The sequence below is a fragment of the Methylocystis sp. L43 genome (assembly GCF_015709525.1).
In the GTDB taxonomy this organism is placed as follows: Bacteria; Pseudomonadota; Alphaproteobacteria; order Rhizobiales; family Beijerinckiaceae; genus Methylocystis.
Window position 1 is genome coordinate 112,611 of the sequence record NZ_JADNRA010000029.1, and the last position, 22,826, is coordinate 135,436.

Annotated in this window: 19 protein-coding genes; 5 read left to right on the forward strand and 14 right to left on the reverse strand. The window is 64.2% G+C overall.

Annotation, left to right across the window (positions count from 1 at the left end):
- Together IYX23_RS10545 and IYX23_RS10550 are read right to left on the reverse strand one after the other, a co-directional pair.
- A complete protein-coding gene (locus tag IYX23_RS10545; RefSeq protein ID WP_196392652.1) occupies positions 1–1,182 on the reverse strand; it encodes a methionine adenosyltransferase in 1,182 nt (393 codons plus the stop codon).
- The gene (locus IYX23_RS10550) at positions 1,172–4,072 is read right to left on the reverse strand and encodes a cation-transporting P-type ATPase (RefSeq protein ID WP_246716640.1); all 2,901 of its coding nucleotides are present in this window, start codon (positions 4,070–4,072) and stop codon (positions 1,172–1,174) included. The genes IYX23_RS10545 and IYX23_RS10550 overlap by 11 nt, the downstream gene beginning before the upstream one ends.
- Positions 4,073–4,566: 494 nt before the next feature.
- Between IYX23_RS10550 and IYX23_RS10555 the strand changes: the two genes are divergently transcribed.
- From IYX23_RS10555 to IYX23_RS10570, 5 genes are all read left to right on the forward strand, one after another.
- Positions 4,567–5,901, forward strand: a complete 1,335-nt coding sequence (locus IYX23_RS10555; RefSeq protein ID WP_246716641.1) for a catalase family protein — start codon at positions 4,567–4,569, stop codon at positions 5,899–5,901.
- Positions 5,889–7,706, forward strand: coding sequence for a cytochrome C (locus tag IYX23_RS10560; RefSeq protein WP_196392651.1), 1,818 nt, complete (start codon positions 5,889–5,891; stop codon positions 7,704–7,706). The genes IYX23_RS10555 and IYX23_RS10560 overlap by 13 nt, the downstream gene beginning before the upstream one ends.
- A 235-nt stretch (positions 7,707–7,941) precedes the next feature.
- Entirely contained in the window at positions 7,942–8,748 is an 807-nt protein-coding gene (locus tag IYX23_RS19950; protein WP_210330549.1) for a hypothetical protein, read from the forward strand.
- A 10-nt stretch (positions 8,749–8,758) separates the two neighbouring features.
- Positions 8,759–10,201 carry a DNA polymerase Y family protein gene (locus IYX23_RS10565; protein WP_348643649.1) on the forward strand — a complete coding sequence of 481 codons (1,443 nt, stop codon included), beginning with the start codon at positions 8,759–8,761 and terminating at the stop codon, positions 10,199–10,201.
- Positions 10,198–13,497, forward strand: a complete 3,300-nt coding sequence (locus IYX23_RS10570) for an error-prone DNA polymerase (protein WP_196392649.1) — start codon at positions 10,198–10,200, stop codon at positions 13,495–13,497. Before IYX23_RS10565 ends, IYX23_RS10570 begins: the two co-directional genes overlap by 4 nt.
- 126 nt (positions 13,498–13,623) lie before the next feature.
- Here the strand turns inward: IYX23_RS10570 and IYX23_RS10575 are convergent, their stop codons facing one another.
- The 12 genes from IYX23_RS10575 to rplO all read right to left on the reverse strand — a co-directional run bounded on the left by IYX23_RS10575 (position 13,624) and on the right by rplO (position 22,819).
- Entirely contained in the window at positions 13,624–13,965 is a 342-nt protein-coding gene (locus IYX23_RS10575; protein WP_018405995.1) for a LapA family protein, read from the reverse strand.
- A 115-nt stretch (positions 13,966–14,080) separates the two neighbouring features.
- Entirely contained in the window at positions 14,081–14,371 is a 291-nt protein-coding gene (ihfB, locus tag IYX23_RS10580; protein WP_196392648.1) for an integration host factor subunit beta, read from the reverse strand.
- A gap of 45 nt (positions 14,372–14,416) precedes the next feature.
- Entirely contained in the window at positions 14,417–15,388 is a 972-nt protein-coding gene (sppA, locus tag IYX23_RS10585; RefSeq protein ID WP_196392647.1) for a signal peptide peptidase SppA, read from the reverse strand.
- Positions 15,389–15,484: 96 nt separating this feature from the next.
- A complete protein-coding gene (gene cutA / locus IYX23_RS10590; RefSeq protein WP_196392646.1) occupies positions 15,485–15,802 on the reverse strand; it encodes a divalent-cation tolerance protein CutA in 318 nt (105 codons plus the stop codon).
- A gap of 7 nt (positions 15,803–15,809) precedes the next feature.
- A complete protein-coding gene (locus IYX23_RS10595; RefSeq protein ID WP_246716642.1) occupies positions 15,810–17,300 on the reverse strand; it encodes a DegQ family serine endoprotease in 1,491 nt (496 codons plus the stop codon).
- Positions 17,301–17,564: 264 nt separating this feature from the next.
- Positions 17,565–17,978 (reverse strand): 50S ribosomal protein L17, encoded by a 414-nt coding sequence (gene rplQ, locus IYX23_RS10600; RefSeq protein WP_196392644.1) that lies wholly within the window; start codon positions 17,976–17,978, stop codon positions 17,565–17,567.
- A 118-nt stretch (positions 17,979–18,096) separates the two neighbouring features.
- Entirely contained in the window at positions 18,097–19,116 is a 1,020-nt protein-coding gene (locus IYX23_RS10605; RefSeq protein WP_196392643.1) for a DNA-directed RNA polymerase subunit alpha, read from the reverse strand.
- 79 nt (positions 19,117–19,195) lie between these two features.
- Entirely contained in the window at positions 19,196–19,585 is a 390-nt protein-coding gene (gene rpsK, locus IYX23_RS10610) for a 30S ribosomal protein S11 (protein ID WP_014890740.1), read from the reverse strand.
- Positions 19,586–19,688: 103 nt separating this feature from the next.
- Positions 19,689–20,057 carry a 30S ribosomal protein S13 gene (gene rpsM / locus IYX23_RS10615; RefSeq protein WP_018406003.1) on the reverse strand — a complete coding sequence of 123 codons (369 nt, stop codon included), beginning with the start codon at positions 20,055–20,057 and terminating at the stop codon, positions 19,689–19,691.
- 207 nt (positions 20,058–20,264) lie between these two features.
- On the reverse strand, positions 20,265–20,852 hold the full coding sequence (locus IYX23_RS10620) for an adenylate kinase (protein ID WP_196392642.1): 588 nt from the start codon (positions 20,850–20,852) through the stop codon (positions 20,265–20,267).
- A complete protein-coding gene (gene secY, locus IYX23_RS10625) occupies positions 20,849–22,189 on the reverse strand; it encodes a preprotein translocase subunit SecY (protein WP_196392641.1) in 1,341 nt (446 codons plus the stop codon). Before secY ends, IYX23_RS10620 begins: the two co-directional genes overlap by 4 nt.
- A gap of 153 nt (positions 22,190–22,342) precedes the next feature.
- Positions 22,343–22,819 carry a 50S ribosomal protein L15 gene (rplO, locus tag IYX23_RS10630; RefSeq protein ID WP_196392640.1) on the reverse strand — a complete coding sequence of 159 codons (477 nt, stop codon included), beginning with the start codon at positions 22,817–22,819 and terminating at the stop codon, positions 22,343–22,345.
- Positions 22,820–22,826 lie beyond the last annotated feature (7 nt).

Below are 22,826 nucleotides of genomic sequence, written 5' to 3' on the forward strand. Positions count from 1 at the left end.
CTAGCCCTTAAGCGCATCTACGATATCGGTCGCTTCCCACGGGAGGTCGAGATCGGCGCGGCCAAAATGTCCATAGGTGGCAAGCGGAAGATAGAAGCCAGCTGGGCCAGCCATTTGAGGGGCGGTGCGCAAGCCGAAGCGGCGTACGATCGAGGCAGGCCGGAAATCCAGAAGCGCGGCGAGGCGTCTGGCGATTTTCTCATCCGCGAGATAGCCGGTTCCGAAACTCTCGACCGAGAGACTGATGGGCTCCGCCTGCCCCGCCGCGTAAGCCAGGTGGACTTCACAGCGCTCGGCGAGGCCCGCCGCGACGATGTTCTTGGCGGCGTGCCGCGCGGCGTAGGCGCCGGCGCGTTCGATGCGCGATGGATCCTTGCCTGACAGCGCCGAGCCGCTCTGGCGCGCGATCTCGCCATAGGCGTCGATGCCGCTCTTGCGCCCGGTCAAGCCGGCGTGGCGCGCCGGTCCGCCGATTTCAAAGAGCTCGCCGGCGTTGACGTGAACCGTCGTGTTAGCGTCCGGCCTCATGTCGCCCGCGGAAAGCGCATCAAGCGCGATCGCGCGCAGGCGGTCGAACTTGGCGTCGTCCATCGTCGCGCCGTCAAAGGCGACGGTCAGCGAAACCCCATAGATTCGTGCAGGGCGACCGCCGCGAAATTCGACGGAGACTTGCGTCTTGGCGTCAGGCGAGAGCGACGAGAATCCGTCGCGCCGAGCGGCGTCGAGCGCCCGCGCGACCTTATGCGCGAGGCTGATCGGCGCCGGCATGAATTCAGGCGTATCGCGACAGGCGTAGCCGAAAACATTGGCCTGCTCACGCGCCACGCGCCTGCTGATCGCCGCGTCGTCGTCAAGCTCTTGGAGAGGCGGCTCGCGCGCCTCGAGCGGCAATTCCACGAAGCTCGTCAGAATCGAGCAGTTGCGCGCGTCGAAGCTCCCAGCGGCGTAACCGGCCTCCTGCATGACCGCGCGCGCGAGCGCCGGCAAATCGACGAGCGCGTCGGCGGCGTAGCGCGCGGCGAGAAAGACGACGCCCGTCGCCAGGGCGCACTCGACAGTTGCGCGCGCGCGATCATCTTCACGCAGCAGCGCATCAATGGCCGCATCGCTGATCTGATCGCAGAGCTTGTCGGGGTGCCCCGGAGTCACCGACTCCGACGTGAAGATCATGTCAGGCGACATGGCTTTCTCCGTTGCCGCGCGGCGGCGCCTCTTCGCGATCGGCGATTCTGCCGATGATATCGTTGGCGAGCGAACTGCCGAGGGCGATGGCGCCGATCCGCAACAGGTCGCCGGCGCCGAGCGGCGACAGGCCGAGAAGGCGCCGGGTCAACGGAAAGAGTTGCACGCCCGCCTGCAGCAGCAGGGTCGCGCCGACGGCGCCATAGAGCGTCGAATTAGGCGGCCTGCCGACCTCGCAGCTTAATCCGCGTAACTCCGAACGACAGGCCAGACTGTGGAGCAACTGACCGCAGGTGAGCCCATGAAAGGTGACGGTGCTGGCGCGCGCGCCGCCTGCGCCGCCGCCGAGGCTGAAATAGCCGATCAGCGCCGCAACGCCCATCACCGACCCCTCACGAAGAATGCGCCTAAAATCGGAGGCGGAAAGAATCGGCGCTTTCGGATCATGCGGCGGCCTGTCGAGCACGTCGGGCTCCGGCGGCTCAAGTCCTAGCGCGATCGCCGGCAGCGCGTCGGTCGCCAGATTGAGCCAGAGCAGCTGCATGGGCGTCAACGGCTCGCCGCCGACAAGGGCGGCGCCGAGCATGGCGATCGTCTCGGAGGCGTTGGTCGAAACGAGATAGCGCAGGACCTTACGAATATTCGCATAGGTCGCGCGGCCGAGTCGTATGGCCTCGACAATGCCGTCCATGTCGTCGGTCGCGAGCACGATGTCTGCGACCTGCCGGGCGACGTCGGCGCCTTCTCCGCCCATCGCGATTCCGACGTCCGCCGCGCGCAAGGCGGGGCCGTCGTTGACGCCGTCGCCGGTCATCGCCACGATATGGCCGTGGCCTTGCAGCGCCTTGACGATATTGAGCTTGTCGACGGGGCTGACACGGGCGAAGACATGCGGCTGCCTCGCCAGCGCCTCGAGCATCTCGGGCTGCATCTTCGCCATCTGCCCGGCTTCGAGCACGCGCAGCTCGCCGCCGTGATTGAGATCGAGGCGCCGCGCGATGGCGAAGGCGGTCGCGCTTTGATCGCCGGTGATCATCACCGTGCGCACGCCGGCGCGATGCAGCTGCTTGAGCGCCGGGCCGACGCTGGCGCGAATAGGATTCGCGATGCCGGCGAGTCCAAGCCACACGAGATCCCGCTCGTCACGGGGATCGCCGCCGGCTTCGCCGACCGCGACGCCGAGAACGCGCAGCGCGTCGCCGGCCATGCGCTCATTGGCCTTGAGAATGGCGGTCCGCGCCGGGCCGTCGAGCGGCGCGGCGCCATCGGCCATGCTGCGGGCCGCGCAACGCGCCAGCACCTCGACCGGATCGCCTTTGACGCAGAGAATGCGCGCGCCGCCGGTCGCTTCGTGGAGCGTGCTCATGCGCTTGCGGCCTTCGCCGCGCGCCACGCAGGTCGCCATAGGCGCAGATCGCCGCAGAGCGATGGGATCGACGCCCATCGCCACGCCCGCTTGCACCAATGCTGTTTCGGTCGGCGTGCCGTCGATTTCCCAACCTTTCGCCGCGGGCGCAACGGCGGCGTCGCTGCACAGCGTCGCGGCTTCGAAGAGGCGACGCGCAATAGCGACTGTTGCGGCGTCGACATCGACGCCGTCGTGCAACAGTCGGCCTTCCTGTAGCTCAAACGCGCCATTGTCGACGTGAACGCGCACCGCCGCCATGCGGTTTTCGGTGAGCGTGCCCGTCTTATCGAGTCCGATCGTCTCGATCGCGCCAAGCGTCTCCACGGCGTCGATCTTGCGCACCAGCACCTTGCGCTTGCGCATGTCCTGCACGCCCAAGGCCAGCGTGGTGGTCGCGACGGCGGGCAGCCCTTCGGGGATGGCCGCCACGGCGAGCGAGATCGCGCTGCGCAAGGTCGGGATAAGCCCGTGGCCGCGCAGAAGGCCAAGAGCGAAGACGCACGCGCAAATGGCGCCATTGACGATGACAAGTTCGCGCTCGACGTCGCCAAGTTCGCGCTGGATGGGAGTCTGGGGCCGCTGCAGCGCGCCGAGCAACTGCTGCACGCGGCCGATCTCGGTCTGCGCGCCGATAGCGGTGATAATGGCTGCGCCGGATCCGCCGGTCACCGCCGTGCCGCGAAACACCATATTGCGACGATCCGGAACTCCCGTGTCCGGCGATAAAACGATCCTTGCGTCTTTTGGGGCCGGTTGCGCCTCGCCGGTGAGCGGCGATTCGTTCACGGTCAGATCGTCGCTGGCGATCAGACGCGCGTCCGCCGGCACGAAGGCGCCGCGCTCGATCAGCAGGAGGTCGCCCGGCGCGAGATCGCGCGCGTCGACCCTCAATCGTGCGCCATTGCGGATCACGGCGGCGTCCGATAGCTCCTCCGAGGCAAGGCCCGAAATCGTACGGTCCGCCTGACGCTCGGTGGCCGCGGCGATGCCGGCGTTGACCAGCACCACCGCAGCGATCATCACCGCATCGGCGACGCCGCCGGTGGCCAGCGACACCACCGCCGATGCGCCGAGCAAAACAATCGGCAGACTGGTCAACTGCTCGGCGAAAACAATCGCAGCCGAGCGCGGCTCTGCGCGGCGGAGCTCGTTGCGCCCCCATTTCTGCAGTCGTTCCGACGCGTCCTCTGTCGTTAAGCCTCGACCGAGGTCCGTCTCCAGCCGCGCCGCGAGCGCATCGATCGCCTCGGCGTGAGCGGCGTTTTCCGGCGTTAGCGACGCGCCTTCGCCGACGTCGCATACCGGCTCTTCAGCGACCGCCGCTTCGAGCGCCTGCATCAGTCGCGCGCTTGTGAGGGGCTGCTGGAATTCGATGAGAGTCGAACCCGTCACTTCGCTGGAGCGAACGAAAAGGACTCCGGGCAGACGTCGAAGCCGCTGCTCGACGGCCCGCGCGAGCGCTGCGCGGCCGCGCAGCCCCATATGGCGGATCCGCGCGCGGCCGCAACAAGCATCATGAATAAGCTCGGCGCCAAATTGCGCACAAGACTCAACGCCGAATCGACGTGAACCTACGGGCGCGCTATCTGAGTTCGCTTCAGCCAGGATCATTGAGCACATTGTCTGGCGCGCATCGAAGCCCGCTTTTCACGACCGTTCGATGACATTCGGCTCTGCGGAATCGCTTCCACAAAACCGCTGCTCTGAGTCATGTCATCGGCAGTCGATCGTAAACGGCGAAGCGCAATGGGCGCGCTCCGCAATGTTTGAGATTGCTACTATAGTTGCGCAAGGGATAGGCGCAACCGCGGGCCACGGCGCTGCACAGCGCATCCTGCGCTGCAAAATCGTCTGCCGGCGGAACCTTAACGAAGGATCGGCGTTCCCCTTGCGGCAAGCTTATTTGCGCCTTTGTCAGTTTGCAAATCTGATTGTGTTAGTGTTTTCAGTTTCGTCGATTCGGGTGGGAGCGAACAATGTTCCTGAGAGAGCTGCTTGCGGCGGGCTTCGCCGCAACCTCATCCGCTATCGCCCCGCTCAACATTCTGCACAACGACGATAGCGCCATTCTAGGCGTCAAGGTCACGCGGGCGTATAACGTCCTTGCGGTGGACTTCTTTCAAATGCGCAATTCAAAAAATCGCTTTCTCGAGGGGAGGGAAAACATGATGAGAAGACGGAGCGCGTCTGTCGCGACGGCCGCCATGCTTTTGGTTGTATCAACAAGCCCGCACCAAGCCGCCAGCGCCGAACAGGCGGCGGCCGCCGTACCGGCGGCCCCGCTCACCAAATTCGAGAAAGCGCCCCCGGGCGAAGCCGAGCAGATCGGGCAGATCATTTCGCTCACCACGCAGCTTCTGCAGATGCGCTATCCGGAAGGCATGGCGCGGCGCGGCGTGCATCCAAAAGATCACGGCTGCGTCAAAGCGACGTTCACCGTCAATTCGGATATTCCCCCAAATTACCGTGCTGGCGTCTTCGCGACGCCGGGGAAGAAATACCCAGCTTGGATTCGCTTCTCGAACGCCACGCCCTTTCTCGCGCCAGATCTCGGCAAAAATGGTCCCGACAGCCGCGGCATGGCGATCAAGCTCATCGGCGTCGAGGGAGAAACCTTGCTGAACGAGCCCGGCGCGAAGACGCAGGATTTCCTGCTGATCAATCTTCCCGGCTTCGCCTTTCCGAACGTCTCCGAATATCTGGAAGTCACAAAAATCCAGCTCGCCAAACACGACGACATCTCGTCTTTTTTTACGCCGCCGCTCTCGCCCGAGAAGAAGAAGACCCTGGGCGTCGTCACGAAGATCAAGCAAACCAATGTCGGCAATCCGCTCGAGAGTCCGTATTTTTCGGCTGCGCCGTTTCTTTATGGCTCCGACAGGGTCGCGAAATTCAGCGTGACGCCGAGAAGCGCGGAAAAGACGCCGGTTCCACAAAGTCCAAGCACGAACTACCTTCGCGAGGCGATGAAGAAGAGCCTCGATCCGGCGCTTGGCAAACCGGCTGTCTTCGACTTCAGAGTCCAGCTGCGCAATGATGATTCGCTGCCGATCGAAGACGCGACCGCCGAATGGTCGGAGGCGACCGCGCCGCAGCAAAATGTCGCGACGATCGAGATCGACCAGCAAGATTTCGACAATGCGTATCAGGTGACTGAATGCGAGCACATGGCGTTCACGCCATGGCACGGGCTCACGGCGCATCAGCCGATCGGCGGCATCAATCGGCTGCGTCGCGACGTCTATATCGCCTCGTCGAAGTTTCGGTCGCAGCCCAAAGAGCCGACGGGATTCCCAAAATGGCCGTGGTGATGCGTCTCACAAGCGCGATCGCGCGCGTTTCGTTCGTCGCATGCCTGGCGCTGGCGTCACACGCCTGTCTCCACGCGTCGGCTTTCGCGCAAACGGCGCCGGCCGGCGAGTGGCGCGCCGAGCAGGAAAAAAGACTGAAGGCGCTCGACGCCTATATCAGCCGCAAGCCGGTCGCCTATCGCTGGTTTGCGGATTTTCCCTTCGGCCTTACCGACGGCGCTCCGTTCATCATTTTGAAGCTCCTGCCAAAGCTCGCGCCCGAAGAATGGGGAAGCGGGAATAATTTTCTCGACGTCGCCGGCCTCTTCATCGACGAGCGCGATCCCACCTACCCCATCGCGCGCGGATTCGGCTGGACCGGCCTGGCGCGCAACGATCCCAGCGTCGCGCTCGACTATGCGGCGTTGAGTTGCGGCGCCTGTCACATCGGCCGCGTGCGTCTCGATGACGGCAGTTTTCGCTATCTCGACGGCGGCGTGAATACGCAATTCAATCTCGTTCAGTATCGCGTCAGAGTCAGAAACACGATCGAGAAGATCACCGCCGGCGCGACGACGCCAGAGGAGAAGATCGAACGCGCCACTCGGGCCATTCTTACAGCGCTCGACAAGGCGCATGCCCAAGACAGAAATTACTTCTACAAGAATTACTCCTTCGCTGGGCGCCGCTTCGACGCCGCCTATGAGACGCGTCAGATCGAACTCTTCATGCGGGACGCGCCGGCGATCGTCGAAAAATTCCTGACACGCGCCGGACTCGAATATGTCTCGCTGCTCGACCTCGTCTACAAGAACTACAAAGGCTTCGAGGAGCAGATGACGCAAGGTTTCGGCGGCATGGCCGACGCGACCGGAGTCAGCACGTCGATGGTCTACGCCGCCGCCGAAGCGCGCGGCGAAACTCCCGATCCGAAAACAAGCCTGCCGCCGACGCCGGGCATCACCGACTTCATGGCCGTGTGGGAGCAGGAGAAGCGTCTGGCCCGCTGGTCCCCGGATCACACGCAACTCGTCGACGGCGGCGGACAATGGAACGGCAATATTCCGATTCCGATCTTCCGCAACCTCGCCGCCGAATTGACATTGGGGCTCGGAGCCGACACCGACATCCGCATCGCCGCTTTCAGCGAGGATCTGCTGCGCGATCTGCCGGCGCCCGTCTATCCCTTCCCCGTCGATCTCGCGCTCGCGAAAAAAGGCGCGGCGCTCTTTGAAGAAAATTGCGCGGCGTGTCATCGGCCGCATAACGGCAAGATCTACGACCTCGGCGTTGATCTCGGCCGAGCGCGGGTCGTCAGCGATATGATTGCGAAAAACGCGCGCGACAGTTTCGCGAAGATCTGTCCGCCGACGAGAGTCGTCGAGATGCCGCCCTCGGGCGACCGGATCGCGCCCTGCGCGAAATTCGAAGGCGTCTCGCTGGAGAATCGCGCCGACGTCTCCATGGCCGATCCCGCGACGCATGAGGGCTATAACGCCCTGCCGCTCGGCGGCGTGTGGGCGCAGGCCCCCTATCTGCACAACGGCTCGGTGCCGACGCTCTATCATCTCCTCGTGCCGCGCGAGCGCCCGGCCGTGTTCATCAAGAGCCGGCTCGACTATGATAAGAAGCTCGTCGGCTTCTCCTGGGAGCCGGCGCAGACGCTCTCGCGCGAAGGCTATCGTTTCGACACGACGTCCTTTCCGGCGCTCTCCAACAAGGGGCACGACAAAGACGTCATCGAGGACGGCAAGACGTTGAAGCTCGATTGGTCGGACGACGTCGCCGGCGCCATGGCGATCGTCGAATATCTGAAGACGAAGTGAGCGCGACGGGCGGCGCCTTTTCTGGTAACCGCCATCCTCGCCCTCATGCTGAGGAGCGCCTGAAAGGCGCGTCTCGAAGCACGAGGGCGAGTTTCAAGAGGAGCGCATGAAGGTTTCCTCGTCCTTCGAGACGCCCGCTAACGCGGGCTCCTCAGGATGAGGAAACCCTCAGCCTCCCCCGCCTTGACTCTCCCGCATCGGGAGTCATTATAAGAACATAACAGGAACTCATGAGATGACCCAACCGCTGGCGTCGCTGCGGAAAAGCCTGGCTTGCGCCTATCCGGCCGCAACTTTCGAGACAATCGCGCTCGGCGCGCCCGCCCTTGATCGGCGGCTCGGCGGCGGCATTCTCCGTGCGGCGCTGCATGAGGCCTATGCCGAGACCGCCGCCGACGCCCCCGCGGCGACGGGCTTCGCCTTGGCGCTGGCCAGACGCGCACTGGCGGGCGCGGAAAAGCCGCTGCTCTGGGCCCGGCAGGAGGCGCTGACCGCCGAATCCGGCGCGCCCTATCCGCCGGGCCTCGCCGACATCGGCCTCGACCCCGCCGCCGTCGCCTTCATTCGCGTGCGCGACGCCAAAGAGGCGCTGCAGGCCGGCGCCGAAGCCGGACGCTGCGCAACTGTAGGCGCGACGCTGATCGAACTCTTCGGCGAGGCGCGCGCCTATGACCTCACCGCGAGCCGGCGCCTGGCTCTCGCGGCCGGCGCCGCCGGCGCGCCGATCTTCGTCACGCGCGTCTCCGCCTCCCCCGCGCCGAGCGCCGCCGCGAGCCGCTGGCTTGTGCGCGCCGCGCCTTCCCGCGCGCTTGCGGCGAATGCGCCGGGATCAGCGGCCTTTGCGATTTTTCTGCTGCGCCAGCGTGGCGGCGCGGCGGGGCAAGAGCAGCATGAGTGGCGTATGGAGTGGAACCGTGACCGTGGCGCCTTCGAGGACAGAACATTCGACGCATCGTCGCTATCTGGCCCTGTGGCTTCCCTTCCTGTCGGCGGAGCGCCTGGCGAAGGCGCGCCGCAGAGGGCCGGACGCAAATTCGGATGATTCGCCGCTCATCCTCGTCAAAAAAGAACGCAGCGCGCTGCGCATCGACGCGCTCGATCGAAAGGCGATCACGCTCGGCCTGACGCCGGGCATGACGCTCGCCGACGCCAGGGCGCGCGCCCCCCATCTCGCCGTCGCGCAGGCCGACCCTGACGCCGACGAGCGGCTGATGCTGCGGCTTGCCGCCTTTTGTGAACAGTTCACGCCGCTCGTGGCGCTTGATCCGCCCTGCGGCCTCATGCTCGACGCGACCGGCTGCGCGCATCTTTTTGGCGGCGAAGCGGCGATGCGGACCTGCATCTTACAGGCGATGGTGCGCCTCTCCTTCACGGGCCGCGCCGCCGTCGCCGGAACGCCCGAGGCCGCACGCGCTCTGGCGCGTTTTGGCCAAGAGGGCGTCACGCCTCCGGGCGAAGATGAAATTTTCACCCGCCCGCTCTCCATCGCCGCGCTCGAAGCGCCAAAAGAGACGAGCGTGGCGCTGACGCGCGCCGGCCTCACAACCTTGGGCGATCTCGCCGATCGTTCCTCGGCCGCGCTGACGGCGCGTTTCGGCGACGAAACCATGCGGCGGCTGACCCGCATTCTGGGACGCGAGGACGCGCGCATCACGCCCTTGCGGCCCTTGCCGGAATGCATGGTCGAGCGGCGCTTCGCCGAGCCCTTCCTCGATCTCTCCGCGATAGAGAATGTTCTGCGGCCGTTGATCGCGGAAGCGATGGGCATTCTCGAAAGGCGCGGCGAAGGCGGCCGCGCTTTTGAAGCGCGCTTCTTTCGCACCGACGGCGCCGTCGCTGTCCTCAATTTCGAAACCGGCGCGCCCTCGCGCAATGTCGAAGCGCTGCTGCGGCTCTTTCGCCTAAAGGCCGAGTCGCTCGCCGATCCGCTCGATCCGGGATTCGGCTTCGACGTCATCCGCTTTTGCGTCCTCAACGCCGAAACTCTGGCGCAAAGCCAGATCGGCTTCGAGCGGCAGAGCGCGCAGGAAGGCGACGTCGCCGATCTCGTCGATCGCCTGGCGGCGCGTTTTGGACGCGAACGCGTGCTGCGCTTTGCGGCGCATGAGACGCATGATCCCGTGCGCGCCGCCTCTTATGTTTACGCGTCTCCATCCAAACCCAATGCCTGGGAGAAGCCGGAGCCGGGCGAACCGCCCTTGCGGCCGCTGTTTCTGTTTGATCCGCCGCAGCCCATCGATACCATGGCCGAGACGCCGGACGGGCCGCCGATGCATTTCAAATGGCGCCGCGTGCGCCACATGATCGCCCGCGCCGAAGGGCCCGAGCGCATCGCGCCGGAATGGTGGCGCAACGCAGCCGGCCGCGACAGGCGAACGCGCGACTATTACCGGCTGGAGGACCGCGAAGGCCATCGCTTCTGGGTGTTTCGCGAAGGCCTCTATGAAAGCGAAACCGCCGCGCCCCGCTGGTTCCTGCATGGGCTCTTCGCATGAGCGCGCCTTTCGCCGAACTCGTCGCCGCGACGAATTTCTCTTTTCTCCGCGGCGCGTCGCATCCGTCAGACATGGCGCTGACGGCGCTGCTGCTCGGCCATAGCGGCATTGGCGTCGCCGACCGCAACAGCGTCGCCGGGGTCGTGCGCGCCTATGCCGCGCTCAAGGAGCTGCAGGAAAAATTGCGCGATCCGCCGGCTGGCGACGATGCGGCGCTTCTCGCTCAGATCGACGCAGAGCGCGTCCAATCCTTCAAGCTCGTCGTCGGCGTGCGGCTCGTCTTCGCCGACGAGACGCCCGACATCGTCGCCCACCCGCAAAATCGCAACGGTTGGGGAAGGCTCACGCGGCTGCTGACGACGGGGAATCTGCGCGCCAAAAAAGGCGAATGCCGGCTGTATTTCGACGATCTCGCGCAGGCCGCGCACGATCTGCTGCTGATCGTCATGCCTTCGCGCAATCTGGCGCGCCTGCCCTCGACGCTCGCGCGTCTCAATGATCTTGCGCCAGACGACGTCTGGCTCGGCGCGACCATGCCGCGGCGCGGCGACGACAGGCGGCGTCTCGCAAGACTGAAAGAGATCGCCGCGCGGACGCAGACGCCCTTGCTCGCGACGAATGACGCGCTTTACGCCGATCCCGACCAGCGCGATCTGCAAGACGTCATGACCTGCATCCGCGAAGGCGTGACGCTCGCGCAAGCCGGACGCCGGATCGAGATCAACGCCGAGCGCCATTTGAAGACGCCGGAAGAAATGATGCGGCTCTTCGCTGACGCGCCGGAGGCGATCGAGGAGACGCAATGTTTTCTCGCGCGCGTCGATTTCTCGCTCGATCAACTGAAATATGAATATCCGGACGAGCCTGTCCCGCCGGGACGCAATCCCCAGGAATGGCTTGAGGAGCTGACCTATCGCCACGCGGCGATGCGCTATCCGCAAGGCGTGCCGGAGAAAGTCGATAGGCTTCTGCGCGAGGAGCTGGCGCTCATCGAGACGCTCGACTATGCGCGCTATTTCCTCACCATTCACGACATCGTGCGGATCGCCGAAGACAAGGGGATTCTCTGCCAGGGGCGCGGCTCCGCCGCCAATTCCGCCGTCTGCTATGTGCTCGGCGTCACCTGCGTCGATCCGGCGGAGAATGATCTGCTCTTCGCCAGATTCATCTCGCAGGAGCGCAAGGAGCCGCCCGACATCGACGTCGATTTCGAGCATGAGCGGCGCGAAGAGATCATCCAGCATATTTACGGCAAATACGGCCGCGCGCGCGCCGGCCTCGTCGCGACCGTCATCAGCTACCGGCCGCGCAGCGCTATTCGCGAAGTCGGCAAGGTCTTCGGACTGACCGAGGACGTGACCGCCGCTCTCGCCAGCACGCAATGGGGCAGCTGGGGCTCCGACATTCCGCAAGCTTACATCCGCCAGACCGGGCTTGATCCCGGAAATCCCGTCATTCGCCGCGCCATTCGTTTCGCGACGCGCCTGCTCGGCTTTCCGCGCCATCTCTCGCAGCATGTCGGCGGCTTCGTTCTCGCGCGCGGGCGGCTTGACGAGCTCACGCCCATCGCCAACGCCGCGATGCCGGAGCGCACCTTCATCGAATGGGACAAGGACGACATCGACGCGCTCGGCCTGATGAAGGTCGATGTGCTGGCGCTCGGCATGCTCACCTGCATTCGAAAATGTTTCGATTATTTGCGCGCCCATGAGGGGAAAGACATGGGCCTCGCCGACGTGCCGGCCGACGACAAGGCGACCTACGACATGCTGTGTCGAGGCGACTCCATCGGCGTCTTTCAGGTCGAGAGCCGGGCGCAGATGAACATGCTGCCGCGTCTGAAGCCGCGCGAATTCTATGATCTCGTCATTCAGGTGGCGATCGTGCGGCCCGGACCCATTCAGGGCAATATGGTGCATCCCTATCTGCGCCGCCGTTCCGGAAGCGAGCCGGTGATCTATCCCTCGCCCGCGCCGGAGCACGGGCCGCCGGACGAATTGCGCAAGGTGCTCGAAAAGACCAAGGGCGTGCCGCTCTTTCAGGAGCAGGCGATGAAGCTCGCCATGGTCGCGGCGAAATTCTCCGATGTTGAAGCCAATCGCCTGCGCCGCGCCATGGCGACCTTCCGCAATCTTGGCACCATCCATGAATTCGAGGCGCTGATGGTCGAACGCATGGCGGCGCGCGGCTATGATCGCGGCTTCGCGCAAAGCTGTTTCGAACAGATCAAGGGCTTCGGCTCCTATGGCTTTCCCGAAAGCCACGCCGCGTCCTTCGCCAAGCTCGTCTACATCTCCTCCTGGATCAAATGTCACTATCCGGCGATCTTCGCCTGCGCGCTGCTCAATTCGCAGCCGATGGGCTTTTACGCGCCGGCGCAGATCGTGCGCGACGCGCGCGAACATGGCGTCGACGTGCGCGCCGTCGACGTGAATTTCAGCGAATGGGACAATACGCTGGAGCGTGCAAAGGATGGCGCATTGGCGCTGCGTCTCGGCTTCCGCCAGGCGGACGGCGTGCATGAGAATGAAGGGCGGCGCATCGTCGCAGCGCGGACGAAGCCCTATGACAGCGTCGAAGACCTTGCGCGGCGGGCGGCGCTCAACGGCGCGACGATGCGCGCGCTCGCCGACGCCGACGCCTTCCGTTCTTTGCAAAGCGACCGTCGTGACGCGCTCTGGGCCGTGCGGCGTCTGCCCGACGCCAAACCCCTGCCGCTCTTTGCCGCCGCCGACGCGCGCGAACTCGCCAAGGAACAAGATCCGCTGCTGCCGTCCATGTCGCTTGGCGAACATGTCGCCGCCGACTATCAGACGCTGCGGCTTTCGTTGAAAGCCCATCCCATGGCGGTGCTGCGGCCGATTTTCGCACGCGAACGGATCATGGCCTGCGCGGAAGTTTCGGCGCTCACGGATGGCGCCTTTGCGCGCGGCGCCGGCGTCGTGCTGGTGCGGCAACGGCCCGGACAGGGCAACGCCATTTTCGTCACGCTCGAAGACGAAACCGGCATCCTTAATGTCGTCATCTGGGCGCGCCTTTTTGAGCGCTACCGCCGCGAGACGATGGCGTCACGACTCATGCTGGTGGAAGGAAGGGTGCAGAAGAGCCCCGAAAATGTCGTGCATCTGATGGCGCAGCGCATTATCGACCGCAGCCAAGACCTCAATAGACTGTCAGACGCGCATCAGCCGGAAATCGTCCTGTCTCGCGCCGACGAATTCATCCATCCGCAGCATCCGCGCGGCGGCCATCCGCGCAATGTCCGCGTCCTGCCGAAATCGCGGGATTTTCACTAGAGCAGGGTCCGAAAAGCTGACAGACCTTTCGAGGGGAACCCGCTCCAATATTGCGATTCCTTATCGATCACATCATTCCATGTGATCGGAAAGCCTCTAGGCGCGGCGAAGAGACAGTCCGCTTAACTAACTGCTCTTCACTCTCTTATCAGCCGGCAGGCTCGCCAACGCCTGCTGACGCAGCTTATCGATCTCCACACGCGTCTTGCGCGCCTCGGCGCGAGCGATCTTCGCGGCGCGGCGCACGGAAAGATGCCCAAGCCAGGAAGAGATCCCGCCCGCAAGCACGCCAATCGCCATCGACGCCAGAACGACAAGGAAGATCGGCGCCTCGAAAGAAGGACCCGATCCGTCGCTCGGCGCAAAGGGATCAAGTCCGATGCGCACCGAGCCACGGTTGGCCATCGAGAAAAACAAAATGATGAGCGCCAGAGGAACGAAAATGATGACGCGCAGGATGGACTTCATAACATCTCCCTCTTGCCGGCGCCGCGCAACACGCTGGGCAGCCGCCACATATAGCCGCCGCTTCGCCGCTGCCGCGCGTCCCGAAACCCAGAGGACGCAGCCGCTTTAGATCGCCTCAGGCCGGATAATTCTCGTTGAGGCGCTCGCGCATCTCTTTACCGGTTTTGAAGAACGGCACGCTCTTTTGCTGCACCGACACCTGCGCGCCGGTGCGCGGATTGCGGCCGGTGCGCGCATCGCGCTTCTTGACCGAGAAAGCGCCGAAGCCTCGCAATTCAACGCGATCGCCCCGCGCCAGCGCCGAGGTGATCTCGTCAAGAATCGTGCTGACGATTGTCTCGACGTCGCGCTGGTAAAGATGGCCATTTCGGCGCGCGATACGTTGAATAAGTTCCGACTTTATCATGAGCCGATCCAATATGTTGGCGTCGAACACAGCGCGACGCCCGAGTCAGTTTGCGGCCGAATGCTGCCAAATCGCCAAAAGGCCGTCAAGCTCGCCGCTCCGTTCGAGCAGAATTGATTTTTCTAAAAAACCGGCGATCGACTGCAGTCCCGCGACCCGCGCGAGGCCGGCGGCGGCGCCGACAAGCCCAAGCCGCTCCAGGCTGGATTTCTTCTTCCACTCGCGCACAGGCATGTCTTTCGCGATTCCCTTGTTGGCGACCAGCCAATCGATGGCCTCGCGCTGGCCGCCGATAAGATCGACAAGCTTCAGCGGCACGCCCTGGCGCGCGGTGAAGACACGGCCGTCAGAGACCTTCGCCAGCTCCGCGTCGTCAAGCTTGCGCCGCTCCTGAACCAGCGCCTTGAACCAGGCGAAGGAGTCGGCGACAAGACTGGCGACCGCCTCGCGCGCTTCCGGGCTCGTCGGTTCGAGCCCGTTGGGCGCGGCCTTGAGCGGCGACGATTTTATCGTCTCGACCTCGACGCCCCAATTATTGAGCAGCTTCGAGACGTTAGGATATTGGAACAGCACGCCGATCGAGCCGACGAGCGAATTGCCGCGCGCCACGATCGTATCGGCGGCGAGCGCGGCGATATAGGCGCCGGACGCGGCCACCGTTCCGACAACGGCGACGACGGGCTTCTTCTCGGCGACGCGCCGAAGCTCCTCATAGAGCCGTTCCGAGCCTGTCGTCGTGCCGCCAGGACTCTCAATCTCCAGCAGCAGAGCCTTCGTTTGGCTCGACTCCCCGATCTTCTTGATCATATCGATCGTATCGTCGTCGCCGGTGATGACGCCCTGCAGTTCGAGGCGGGCGATATGCGGCGTGAGCTTATCGGCGGAATCGGCGCCGCCGAGCCGCACCACGGCGACGAGGCCCGCGACGCCTAAGGCGATCAGGGCGGCGAGACGCCACCAGCCGAGCTTGCGGCGAAGCCTGCGGCGATCAACGAAATAGTCGGTGGGAGGTGACATCCAAGGGTCCCGAAGGCTGGCGCGGCGCACGAAGCGTCGCCGCGCAGGAAACGTAATGCCGAGATCGGCGATTTGGAAGACGCTCCGCCGGCGCGCTTACCGTCGCGTCGCCTCCATCGCCCAGGCGAGATAATCTTTGTCCGCCTCGGCGACGTCGATGCGCAGAATTTCCGGCGTCTCATAGCTATGCAGACGGCGGACCAGTTCGGCAAGCGCGGCATAGTCGTCGCCGCGCGCTTTCATGTGCAACAAAAACTCAGGCTCTTCGCGCATTTCGTCCTTCCAGACGTAATGGCTGCGAATGGGATGTATCTGAACGCAGGCGGCGAGCTTTGCGGAGAGCGCCGCGTGGGCAAGCGCGCGCGCCTTTTCCTCGTCGTCGATCGTCGTGACGAGGATCGCAAGCGCGCTCACGCCGATCCTAGCCGCCGATGACGGTCGTGAACACCTGCCCGCCGCGCGCCAGGGTGATCTTCCAATAGTAGGCGCGCCCTGCCGTTACGCTCTCCAGATCGCGCGTCGTCCCGATCTTTTGATCATTGACGGCGAGAATTATGTCGCCGCGCTGCAGATTGAGCTGCTGCGCGTAGGAGCCGTCATCGACTTCGGACACGACGACGCCATTGGTCGTTCCCTGCACCGACATCTCTTCGATGACCGCGGGAGAAATATTCATCACCGTCGCGCCGGCGAAGGGCGAGGCGCCTTTTATCCTTATCGCGTCGCGCGGCGGCGTTTCCGGCGCCGGCGCGAGGCGAATTTGCGCGACAATCTTTTTGCCGCCGCGCAACACGCCGAGCGTCGCCTGCCCGCCAAGCGGCTTGGTTGCGAGCCGATAGCCGACCGCCTCCGGGTCATCGGCCGTCTGGCCGTCGACCGAGATGACGACGTCGCCGCGCTTTAGACCGGCTTCAGCCGACGGCCCGTTCGGATCGACGTCGGCCAGCAGAGCGCCGGTGGGACGATCGAGTCCGAGGCCGTCGGCGATCTCCTGCGAGAGCGCTTGCAGCGTCGCGCCCATCCAGGCCCGCCGCACCTGCTTGCCGCCGCCCTTCGCGGCGGCGATCACGTTCTTGACCATGTTGACGGGAATGGCGAAGCCGATGCCGACCGATCCGCCGGATTTCGAGAAGATCGCGGAATTGATGCCGACGACGCGCCCGTTCATGTCGACCAGCGGTCCGCCCGAATTGCCGGGATTGATCGCCGCGTCCGTCTGAATGAAAAAGCCATAGTCGCTGATGCCGACATGGGTGCGCGCCAGCGCCGAAATAATGCCTTGCGTCACCGTTTGACCGACGCCGAAGGGATTGCCGATCGCGAGCGTCAAATCGCCGACTTCGAGCGCATCCGAGTCGCCAAGCTCCATGGTCGGAAAATTGGCGCCGTCGACCAGCTTCAACACCGCGAGATCGGTGCGCGGATCGCGCAACAAAATCTTGGCGGCTAATTCGCGCTTGTCGGCGAGCGCCACCTTCACGTCGGTCATGCCCTCGATCACATGGTTATTGGTGACGACAAGGCCGCTTTGATCGACGATCACGCCCGAGCCCAGCGACTGCGCCATGTTGCGCCCGGGCATGCCGCCGCCCTCGCCGAAAAAGCGGCGAAAGATCGGGTCATCGAATAGCGGATTGGCGGGCATGCGCTCGACCCGCGACGCGAAGACGTTGACGACGGCCGGCTGCGCCTTTTTGACGACCGGCGCGAAGGAATTCATCAGCTCGCCGCGGCTTGTCGGCACGGCGCGCTCGGGCGCCGGCGGCGTAAAGCTCTCGACGCGGCCAGGCGATCTCGGCGGAGGGTTCTGGGCCGTTCCAGACGAAACTTCGGCGCGCGCGAAAGCGAAGGACGCCGCGAGGGCGCAGGCGAGCGCCGCAGCCGTAAAAATGTGACGCGCCGAAATCTTCATGAAGCGCTCCGTAGCTCGTTTTTGCCGGCGCATTTATAGACGCAAAGACGCGAGACGATAAGAATGCGCTGCGATGATGGTTCAGTGCGGAGAAGCGCCGACGAGCGCCAGCCGGAAGCGCAATCGTCGATCATGCGACTTCCGCGCGAGGTTCTCCGACGCTTCCTTGCTCTTAAAACGCTTTCGGCGCCGCATCCCGATACCGGGATACGACGCCGCGTTTGCTGATCAGCATGCCGGTCGAAGCGATCGCCCTTGAGCCGCTTACGCGGCCGTCTCTGCTTCGCGAACCGGTCCGGAGTCCTGACCCCTGGCGTTCACGTCGCGATCGACGAATTCAATGACCGCGAGCGGCGCATTGTCGCCATAGCGGAAGCCCGCCTTCAGCACGCGCGTATAGCCGCCGTTGCGATCCTTGTAGCGAGGCCCGAGCACGTCGAAGAGCTTGCCGACAAGCTTGACGTCCTTGATCTTGGCGATCGCCTGCCGGCGCGCATGGAGGTCGCCGCGCTTGCCCAGCGTCACGAGCTTTTCGACGACCGGACGCAGATCCTTCGCCTTCGGCAGCGTCGTGACAATCTGCTCATGCTTGATGAGCGCCTGCGCCATATTGGCGAACATCGCCTTGCGGTGCTCATGCGTGCGCCCGAAGCGGCGCTTCTTGTGACCGTGATACATGCGGCTCTCCGTTGATTATGCGGCCGCCGTGCCAAGGAACGGCCGTCGATTATGGGCAGTCGGCGTTAGGCGGTCGGCAGTCGAAATCCGACTGCCGAAGCCCGACTGACGATTGCCGTCAGTAATGCTCCTCGAATCTCTTCGCGAGATCGTCGATGTTCTCCGGCGGCCAGCCAGGCACTTCCATGCCCAAATGCAGACCCATCTGCGCCAGCACCTCCTTGATCTCGTTCAAGGACTTGCGGCCAAAATTCGGCGTGCGCAGCATCTCGGCTTCCGACTTCTGAATGAGGTCGCCGATGTAGACGATGTTGTCGTTCTTCAGGCAGTTCGCCGACCGCACCGAAAGCTCCAACTCGTCCACCTTCTTCAGCAGCGCGGGATTGAAGGCGAGCTGCGGAATGGACGGCGCAGCCTCCTCGCGGCGCGGCTCTTCGAAATTGACGAAGACGTTGAGCTGGTCCTGCAGAATGCGCGCCGAATAGGCGATCGCGTCTTCCGGGCTCATCGCGCCATTCGTCTCGACCGTCAGCGTCAGCTTGTCATAGTCGAGAACCTGTCCCTCGCGGGTGTTTTCGACGCGATAGCTGACCTTTTTAACCGGCGAATAGAGGCTGTCGATCGGAATGAGGCCGATCGGGGCGTCTTCGGCGCGGTTGCGGTCGGCGGGCGCATAGCCCTTGCCGTTGGCGACGGTGAACTCGATGCGGATCTCGGCGCCTTCGTCGAGCGTGCAGATGACGAGTTCAGGGTTGAGGACCTGCACGTCGCCCGTCGTCTGGATGTCGCCCGCGGTGACGGCCCCCGGTCCCGTCTTCTTGAGCGTCAGGCGCTTCATGCCGTCGCCCTGGTATTTGATGGCGATGTCCTTGATGTTGAGGACGATGTCGGTCACGTCCTCGCGCACGCCGGGGATCGACGAGAACTCGTGCAGCACCCCATCGATGTGAATCGACGTGATCGCCGCGCCCTGCAAGGACGACAGCAGAATGCGGCGCAGGGCGTTGCCAAGCGTCACGCCGAAGCCGCGCTCCAGCGGCTCGGCCACGGCGGTCGCGACGCGCTTGGGATCGTCTCCGGCGGCGACTTCGAGCTTGTTCGGCTTGATGAGTTCCTGCCAGTTCTTCTGGATGCTCACTTGGAGGCCTTTCCTTGAAGCTCCTGAGTGCGGCGCTGGGCATGCGCCGCGCCGCGCGAAATCAAATCAGACAATGAACTCAGACGCGGCGGCGCTTGCGCGGCCGGCAGCCGTTGTGGGGAATGGGCGTCACATCGCGGATCGAAGTGACGGTGAAGCCCGCCGCTTGCAGCGCGCGCAGCGCCGACTCACGGCCGGAGCCCGGACCTGAGACCTCGACTTCAAGGGTGCGCACGCCATGCTCGCCGGCCTTGCGGGCGGCGTCTTCGGCGGCCATCTGGGCGGCATAGGGCGTCGATTTGCGCGAGCCCTTGAATCCCATCGATCCGGCGGACGACCACGACACAGTGTTGCCTTGCGCGTCGGTGATGGTGATCATGGTGTTGTTGAACGTCGAATTCACATGCGCGACGCCGGAAACGATGTTCTTGCGCTCGCGGCGGCGAACGCGCGTTGTGTCCTTAGCCATTTTTTCTTGCGTCCTTCAAACGCGCCCGTAGTTCCAGGCGCTAGGGATTTCGGGTGTCATGGCCGGGCGTGTCCCGGCCATCCATAATCGTCCTGACGGCCGATTACTTCTTTTTGCCGGCGATCGGCTTGGCCTTGCCCTTGCGGGTGCGGGCGTTGGTGTGCGTGCGCTGGCCCCGTACGGGGAGCTGGCGGCGATGGCGCAGGCCGCGATAGCAGCCGAGATCCATCAAACGCTTGATGTTGATCGCGACCTCGCGGCGCAGATCGCCTTCGACCATGTAGTCGCGGTCGATGGTTTCACGAATTTGCAAAACTTCCGCGTCGGTGAGCTGCGCTACGCGGCGCTCTGCCGGAATGCTCACCTTCTCGCAGATTTCCTCTGCCTTCTTGGCGCCAATGCCGTGGATATACTGGAGCGCGATGACGACGCGCTTGTTGGTCGGGATATTGACGCCTGCAATACGGGCCACTGTGTCTCTCCATGTGAGAAGGAGCCTTAAGCTCCGGGATGACGCCCGCGTCCGGTGGAGCCCGGCCCATGCGGACGGTTGTGAACCGTCTTCATACGAAAACAGGCCCCGCCCCCCAATCCGGGAGCCGGAGCCGACTGTCCAACAACGTGAAGACCGCCTATTTAGGGGCCAACGGGCTGAGGGTCAAGCGATTCCGCGAAAAATCTAGCCGGCGCCCGACAGGGCGCGATCGATCTCCGCGGTGACATCCTCAATCGGCGCCATGCCGTCGATCCTGGTCAGTTCGCTCCGCTTCGCGTAGTGCGCCGACACCGGGGCCGTCTGGGCTCGATAGGCTTCGAGCCGCGTCTTGAAGCTTTCCGGATTGTCGTCTGCGCGCACCGCCCCGCCCGCGGCGCGGGTTTCATCCACCCGTTTGCGCATCCGGTCGACGAGCGCGCCTTCGTCCACCGCGAGTTCGAGCACGGCGTCGAGCGTTAAACCCCTGCGTTCGAGCAGTTCCTGCAGCGCCTCGGCCTGCGCCACAGTTCGCGGAAAGCCGTCGAGAATGAACCCGCTGGCGCAGTCAGACGCGCCGAGCCGTTCGTCGATCAAGCCGATCACGACCTCGTCCGGCACCAGCGCGCCAGCGTCCATGATCTCCTTGGCCCTCAGGCCAATCGGGGTTTTCGCCGCGACCGCGGCGCGCAGCATGTCTCCCGTCGAGAGCTGCGGCACGCCGTGCTTTTCGACCAGACGCGCCGCCTGCGTTCCCTTGCCGGCCCCCGGCGGACCGAGCAGCACCAGCCTCATCGGGCGCGCTTCCCGCCGCGAAGCTTGGTCTTGCGAATCAGCCCCTCATATTGCTGCGCCTGCATATGACCGTGGATCTGCGCCACAGTGTCCATGGTGACGCTGACGACGATGAGCAGCGACGTGCCGCCGAAATAGAAGGGCAGATTGGCGTAGGCGATGAGCCCTTCCGGAATGATGCAGATGACCGCCAGATAGGCTGCGCCGAGCACGGTGATCCGCATCAGCACTTCGTCGATGAATTTCGCTGTGCGTTCGCCGGGGCGAATGCCCGGCACGAAACCGCCGTGCTTCTTGAGATTGTCCGCCGTCTCGACCGGATTGAAGACGATCGCGGTGTAGAAGAAGGCGAAGAACACGATCAATCCGACATAGGCGAGCATATACAACGGCCGCCCATGGCCGAAATAGGCTGAGATCGTCGCGAAGATGCTCTCGCTGCCGGTCGATTGGTAGAAGTTCGCCACGGTCGTCGGCAAGAGTAGCAGCGACGATGCGAAGATCGGCGGGATAACGCCGGACGTGTTCAGCTTCAGCGGCAGGAAGGACGTCTGTCCCTCGTAGACCCGGTTGCCGTGCTGACGCTTGGGATAGGTGATCAGCAGGCGTCGCTGCGCCCGCTCCATGAACACGATGAAGGCGACGACGGCGAAGGACATCACGATGACGCCGATGATCAGCGCCGTCGAAATGGCGCCCTGCCGGCCGAGCTCCAGGGTCGACACGATCGCCGATGGAAACGCTGCGACGATGCCCGCAAAGATGATGAGCGAAGATCCGTTGCCGATTCCGCGCGAGGTGATCTGCTCGCCAAGCCACATCAGGAACATCGTGCCGCCGACCAGCGTCACGACCGTGGTGATGCGGAAGAACAGGCCCGGATCGGTGACGACTCCCTGCTGGCCCTCGAGCCCGATCGCCATCGCGTAGGCTTGGAACGTCGCGAGCGCGACGGTGAGGTAGCGGGTATATTGGTTGAGGACCTTGCGGCCCTGCTCGCCCTCTTTCTTCAGCGTCTCGAGCGTCGGAATCACCGACGTCAGCAGCTGGATGATAATCGACGCCGAAATATACGGCATGATGTTGAGCGCGAAGATCGCGCGGCGCTGCACGGCGCCGCCCGCGAACATGTTGAAGAGCTCCAGCATGCCCTTCGACTGGCCGAAAAAGCTTTTCGCGAAAGCCTCGGGGTCGATGCCCGGCAGCGGCACGTAGGTGCCGAGGCGATAGACGATCAGCGCGCCCAGCGTGAACAGGATGCGCTTTTTCAATTCCTCGGATTTGCCGAAGGCGGAGAGATTGACGTTGGCCGCGAGCTGCTCGGCTGCCGATGCCATGAAGGAACTCCCCTTTCGCGCCGCTGTCGACGCGACGCATTTTTGTTGGGCTAAGCGCTCGCAGTTTAGCAGTCGAGGCTCGCCCGCTCCGTTCGGAGCGTTTTGTATAAAACAGCGCAGCCGCTCAAGCGAGAGCGGCCGCACTTTTTTGAGTTATTGCGCTGGCGTCTCGCCGGCGAGAAGTTTCACGGTGCCGCCTGCGCCCTCGATGGCCGCGACCGCCGATTTGGAGGCCGCCGAGACCTCGAAGGCGAGCTTTGTCTTCAACTCGCCCTGGCCGAGGATCTTGACGCCGTCGCGCGGCCTGGTGACCACGCCGGCCGCGAGCAGCGCCTCGATCGTCACCGGCGCGTTGGCGTCGAGCTTGCCGGCGTCGAGCGCCTGCTGAATGCGCCCGAGATTGACTTCGTTGTAGTGGGTCGAGAACGGATTGTAGAATCCGCGCTTCGGCAGGCGCCGATGCAACGGCATCTGACCGCCCTCGAAGCCCTTGATCGCCACGCCGGTGCGCGCCTTCTGGCCCTTGACGCCGCGACCGCCGGTCTTGCCCTTGCCGGAGCCGATGCCGCGGCCGACGCGCATGCGGTTCTTGCTCGCGCCGGGATTGTCGGTGATTTCATTGAGTTTCATGGCCGCG

What these genes read in the sequence shown, in the direction of transcription:
- IYX23_RS10570 (WP_196392649.1), top strand. Translation starts at nt 10,198, where the DNA reads ATGAGCGCGCCTTTCGCCGAACTCGTCGCCGCGACGAATTTCTCTTTT.
- IYX23_RS10560 (WP_196392651.1), top strand. Translation starts at nt 5,889, where the DNA reads ATGGCCGTGGTGATGCGTCTCACAAGCGCGATCGCGCGCGTTTCGTTC.
- rpsK (WP_014890740.1), bottom strand. Translation starts at nt 19,585, where the DNA reads ATGGCTAAGGACACAACGCGCGTTCGCCGCCGCGAGCGCAAGAACATC.
- rplO (WP_196392640.1), bottom strand. Translation starts at nt 22,819, where the DNA reads ATGAAACTCAATGAAATCACCGACAATCCCGGCGCGAGCAAGAACCGC.
- ihfB (WP_196392648.1), bottom strand. Translation starts at nt 14,371, where the DNA reads ATGATAAAGTCGGAACTTATTCAACGTATCGCGCGCCGAAATGGCCAT.
- rplQ (WP_196392644.1), bottom strand. Translation starts at nt 17,978, where the DNA reads ATGTATCACGGTCACAAGAAGCGCCGCTTCGGGCGCACGCATGAGCAC.
- IYX23_RS10545 (WP_196392652.1), bottom strand. Translation starts at nt 1,182, where the DNA reads ATGTCGCCTGACATGATCTTCACGTCGGAGTCGGTGACTCCGGGGCAC.
- IYX23_RS10555 (WP_246716641.1), top strand. Translation starts at nt 4,567, where the DNA reads ATGTTCCTGAGAGAGCTGCTTGCGGCGGGCTTCGCCGCAACCTCATCC.
- IYX23_RS10620 (WP_196392642.1), bottom strand. Translation starts at nt 20,852, where the DNA reads ATGAGGCTGGTGCTGCTCGGTCCGCCGGGGGCCGGCAAGGGAACGCAG.
- IYX23_RS10595 (WP_246716642.1), bottom strand. Translation starts at nt 17,300, where the DNA reads ATGAAGATTTCGGCGCGTCACATTTTTACGGCTGCGGCGCTCGCCTGC.
- IYX23_RS10575 (WP_018405995.1), bottom strand. Translation starts at nt 13,965, where the DNA reads ATGAAGTCCATCCTGCGCGTCATCATTTTCGTTCCTCTGGCGCTCATC.
- IYX23_RS10550 (WP_246716640.1), bottom strand. Translation starts at nt 4,072, where the DNA reads ATGGGGCTGCGCGGCCGCGCAGCGCTCGCGCGGGCCGTCGAGCAGCGG.
- secY (WP_196392641.1), bottom strand. Translation starts at nt 22,189, where the DNA reads ATGGCATCGGCAGCCGAGCAGCTCGCGGCCAACGTCAATCTCTCCGCC.
- IYX23_RS19950 (WP_210330549.1), top strand. Translation starts at nt 7,942, where the DNA reads ATGACCCAACCGCTGGCGTCGCTGCGGAAAAGCCTGGCTTGCGCCTAT.
- sppA (WP_196392647.1), bottom strand. Translation starts at nt 15,388, where the DNA reads ATGTCACCTCCCACCGACTATTTCGTTGATCGCCGCAGGCTTCGCCGC.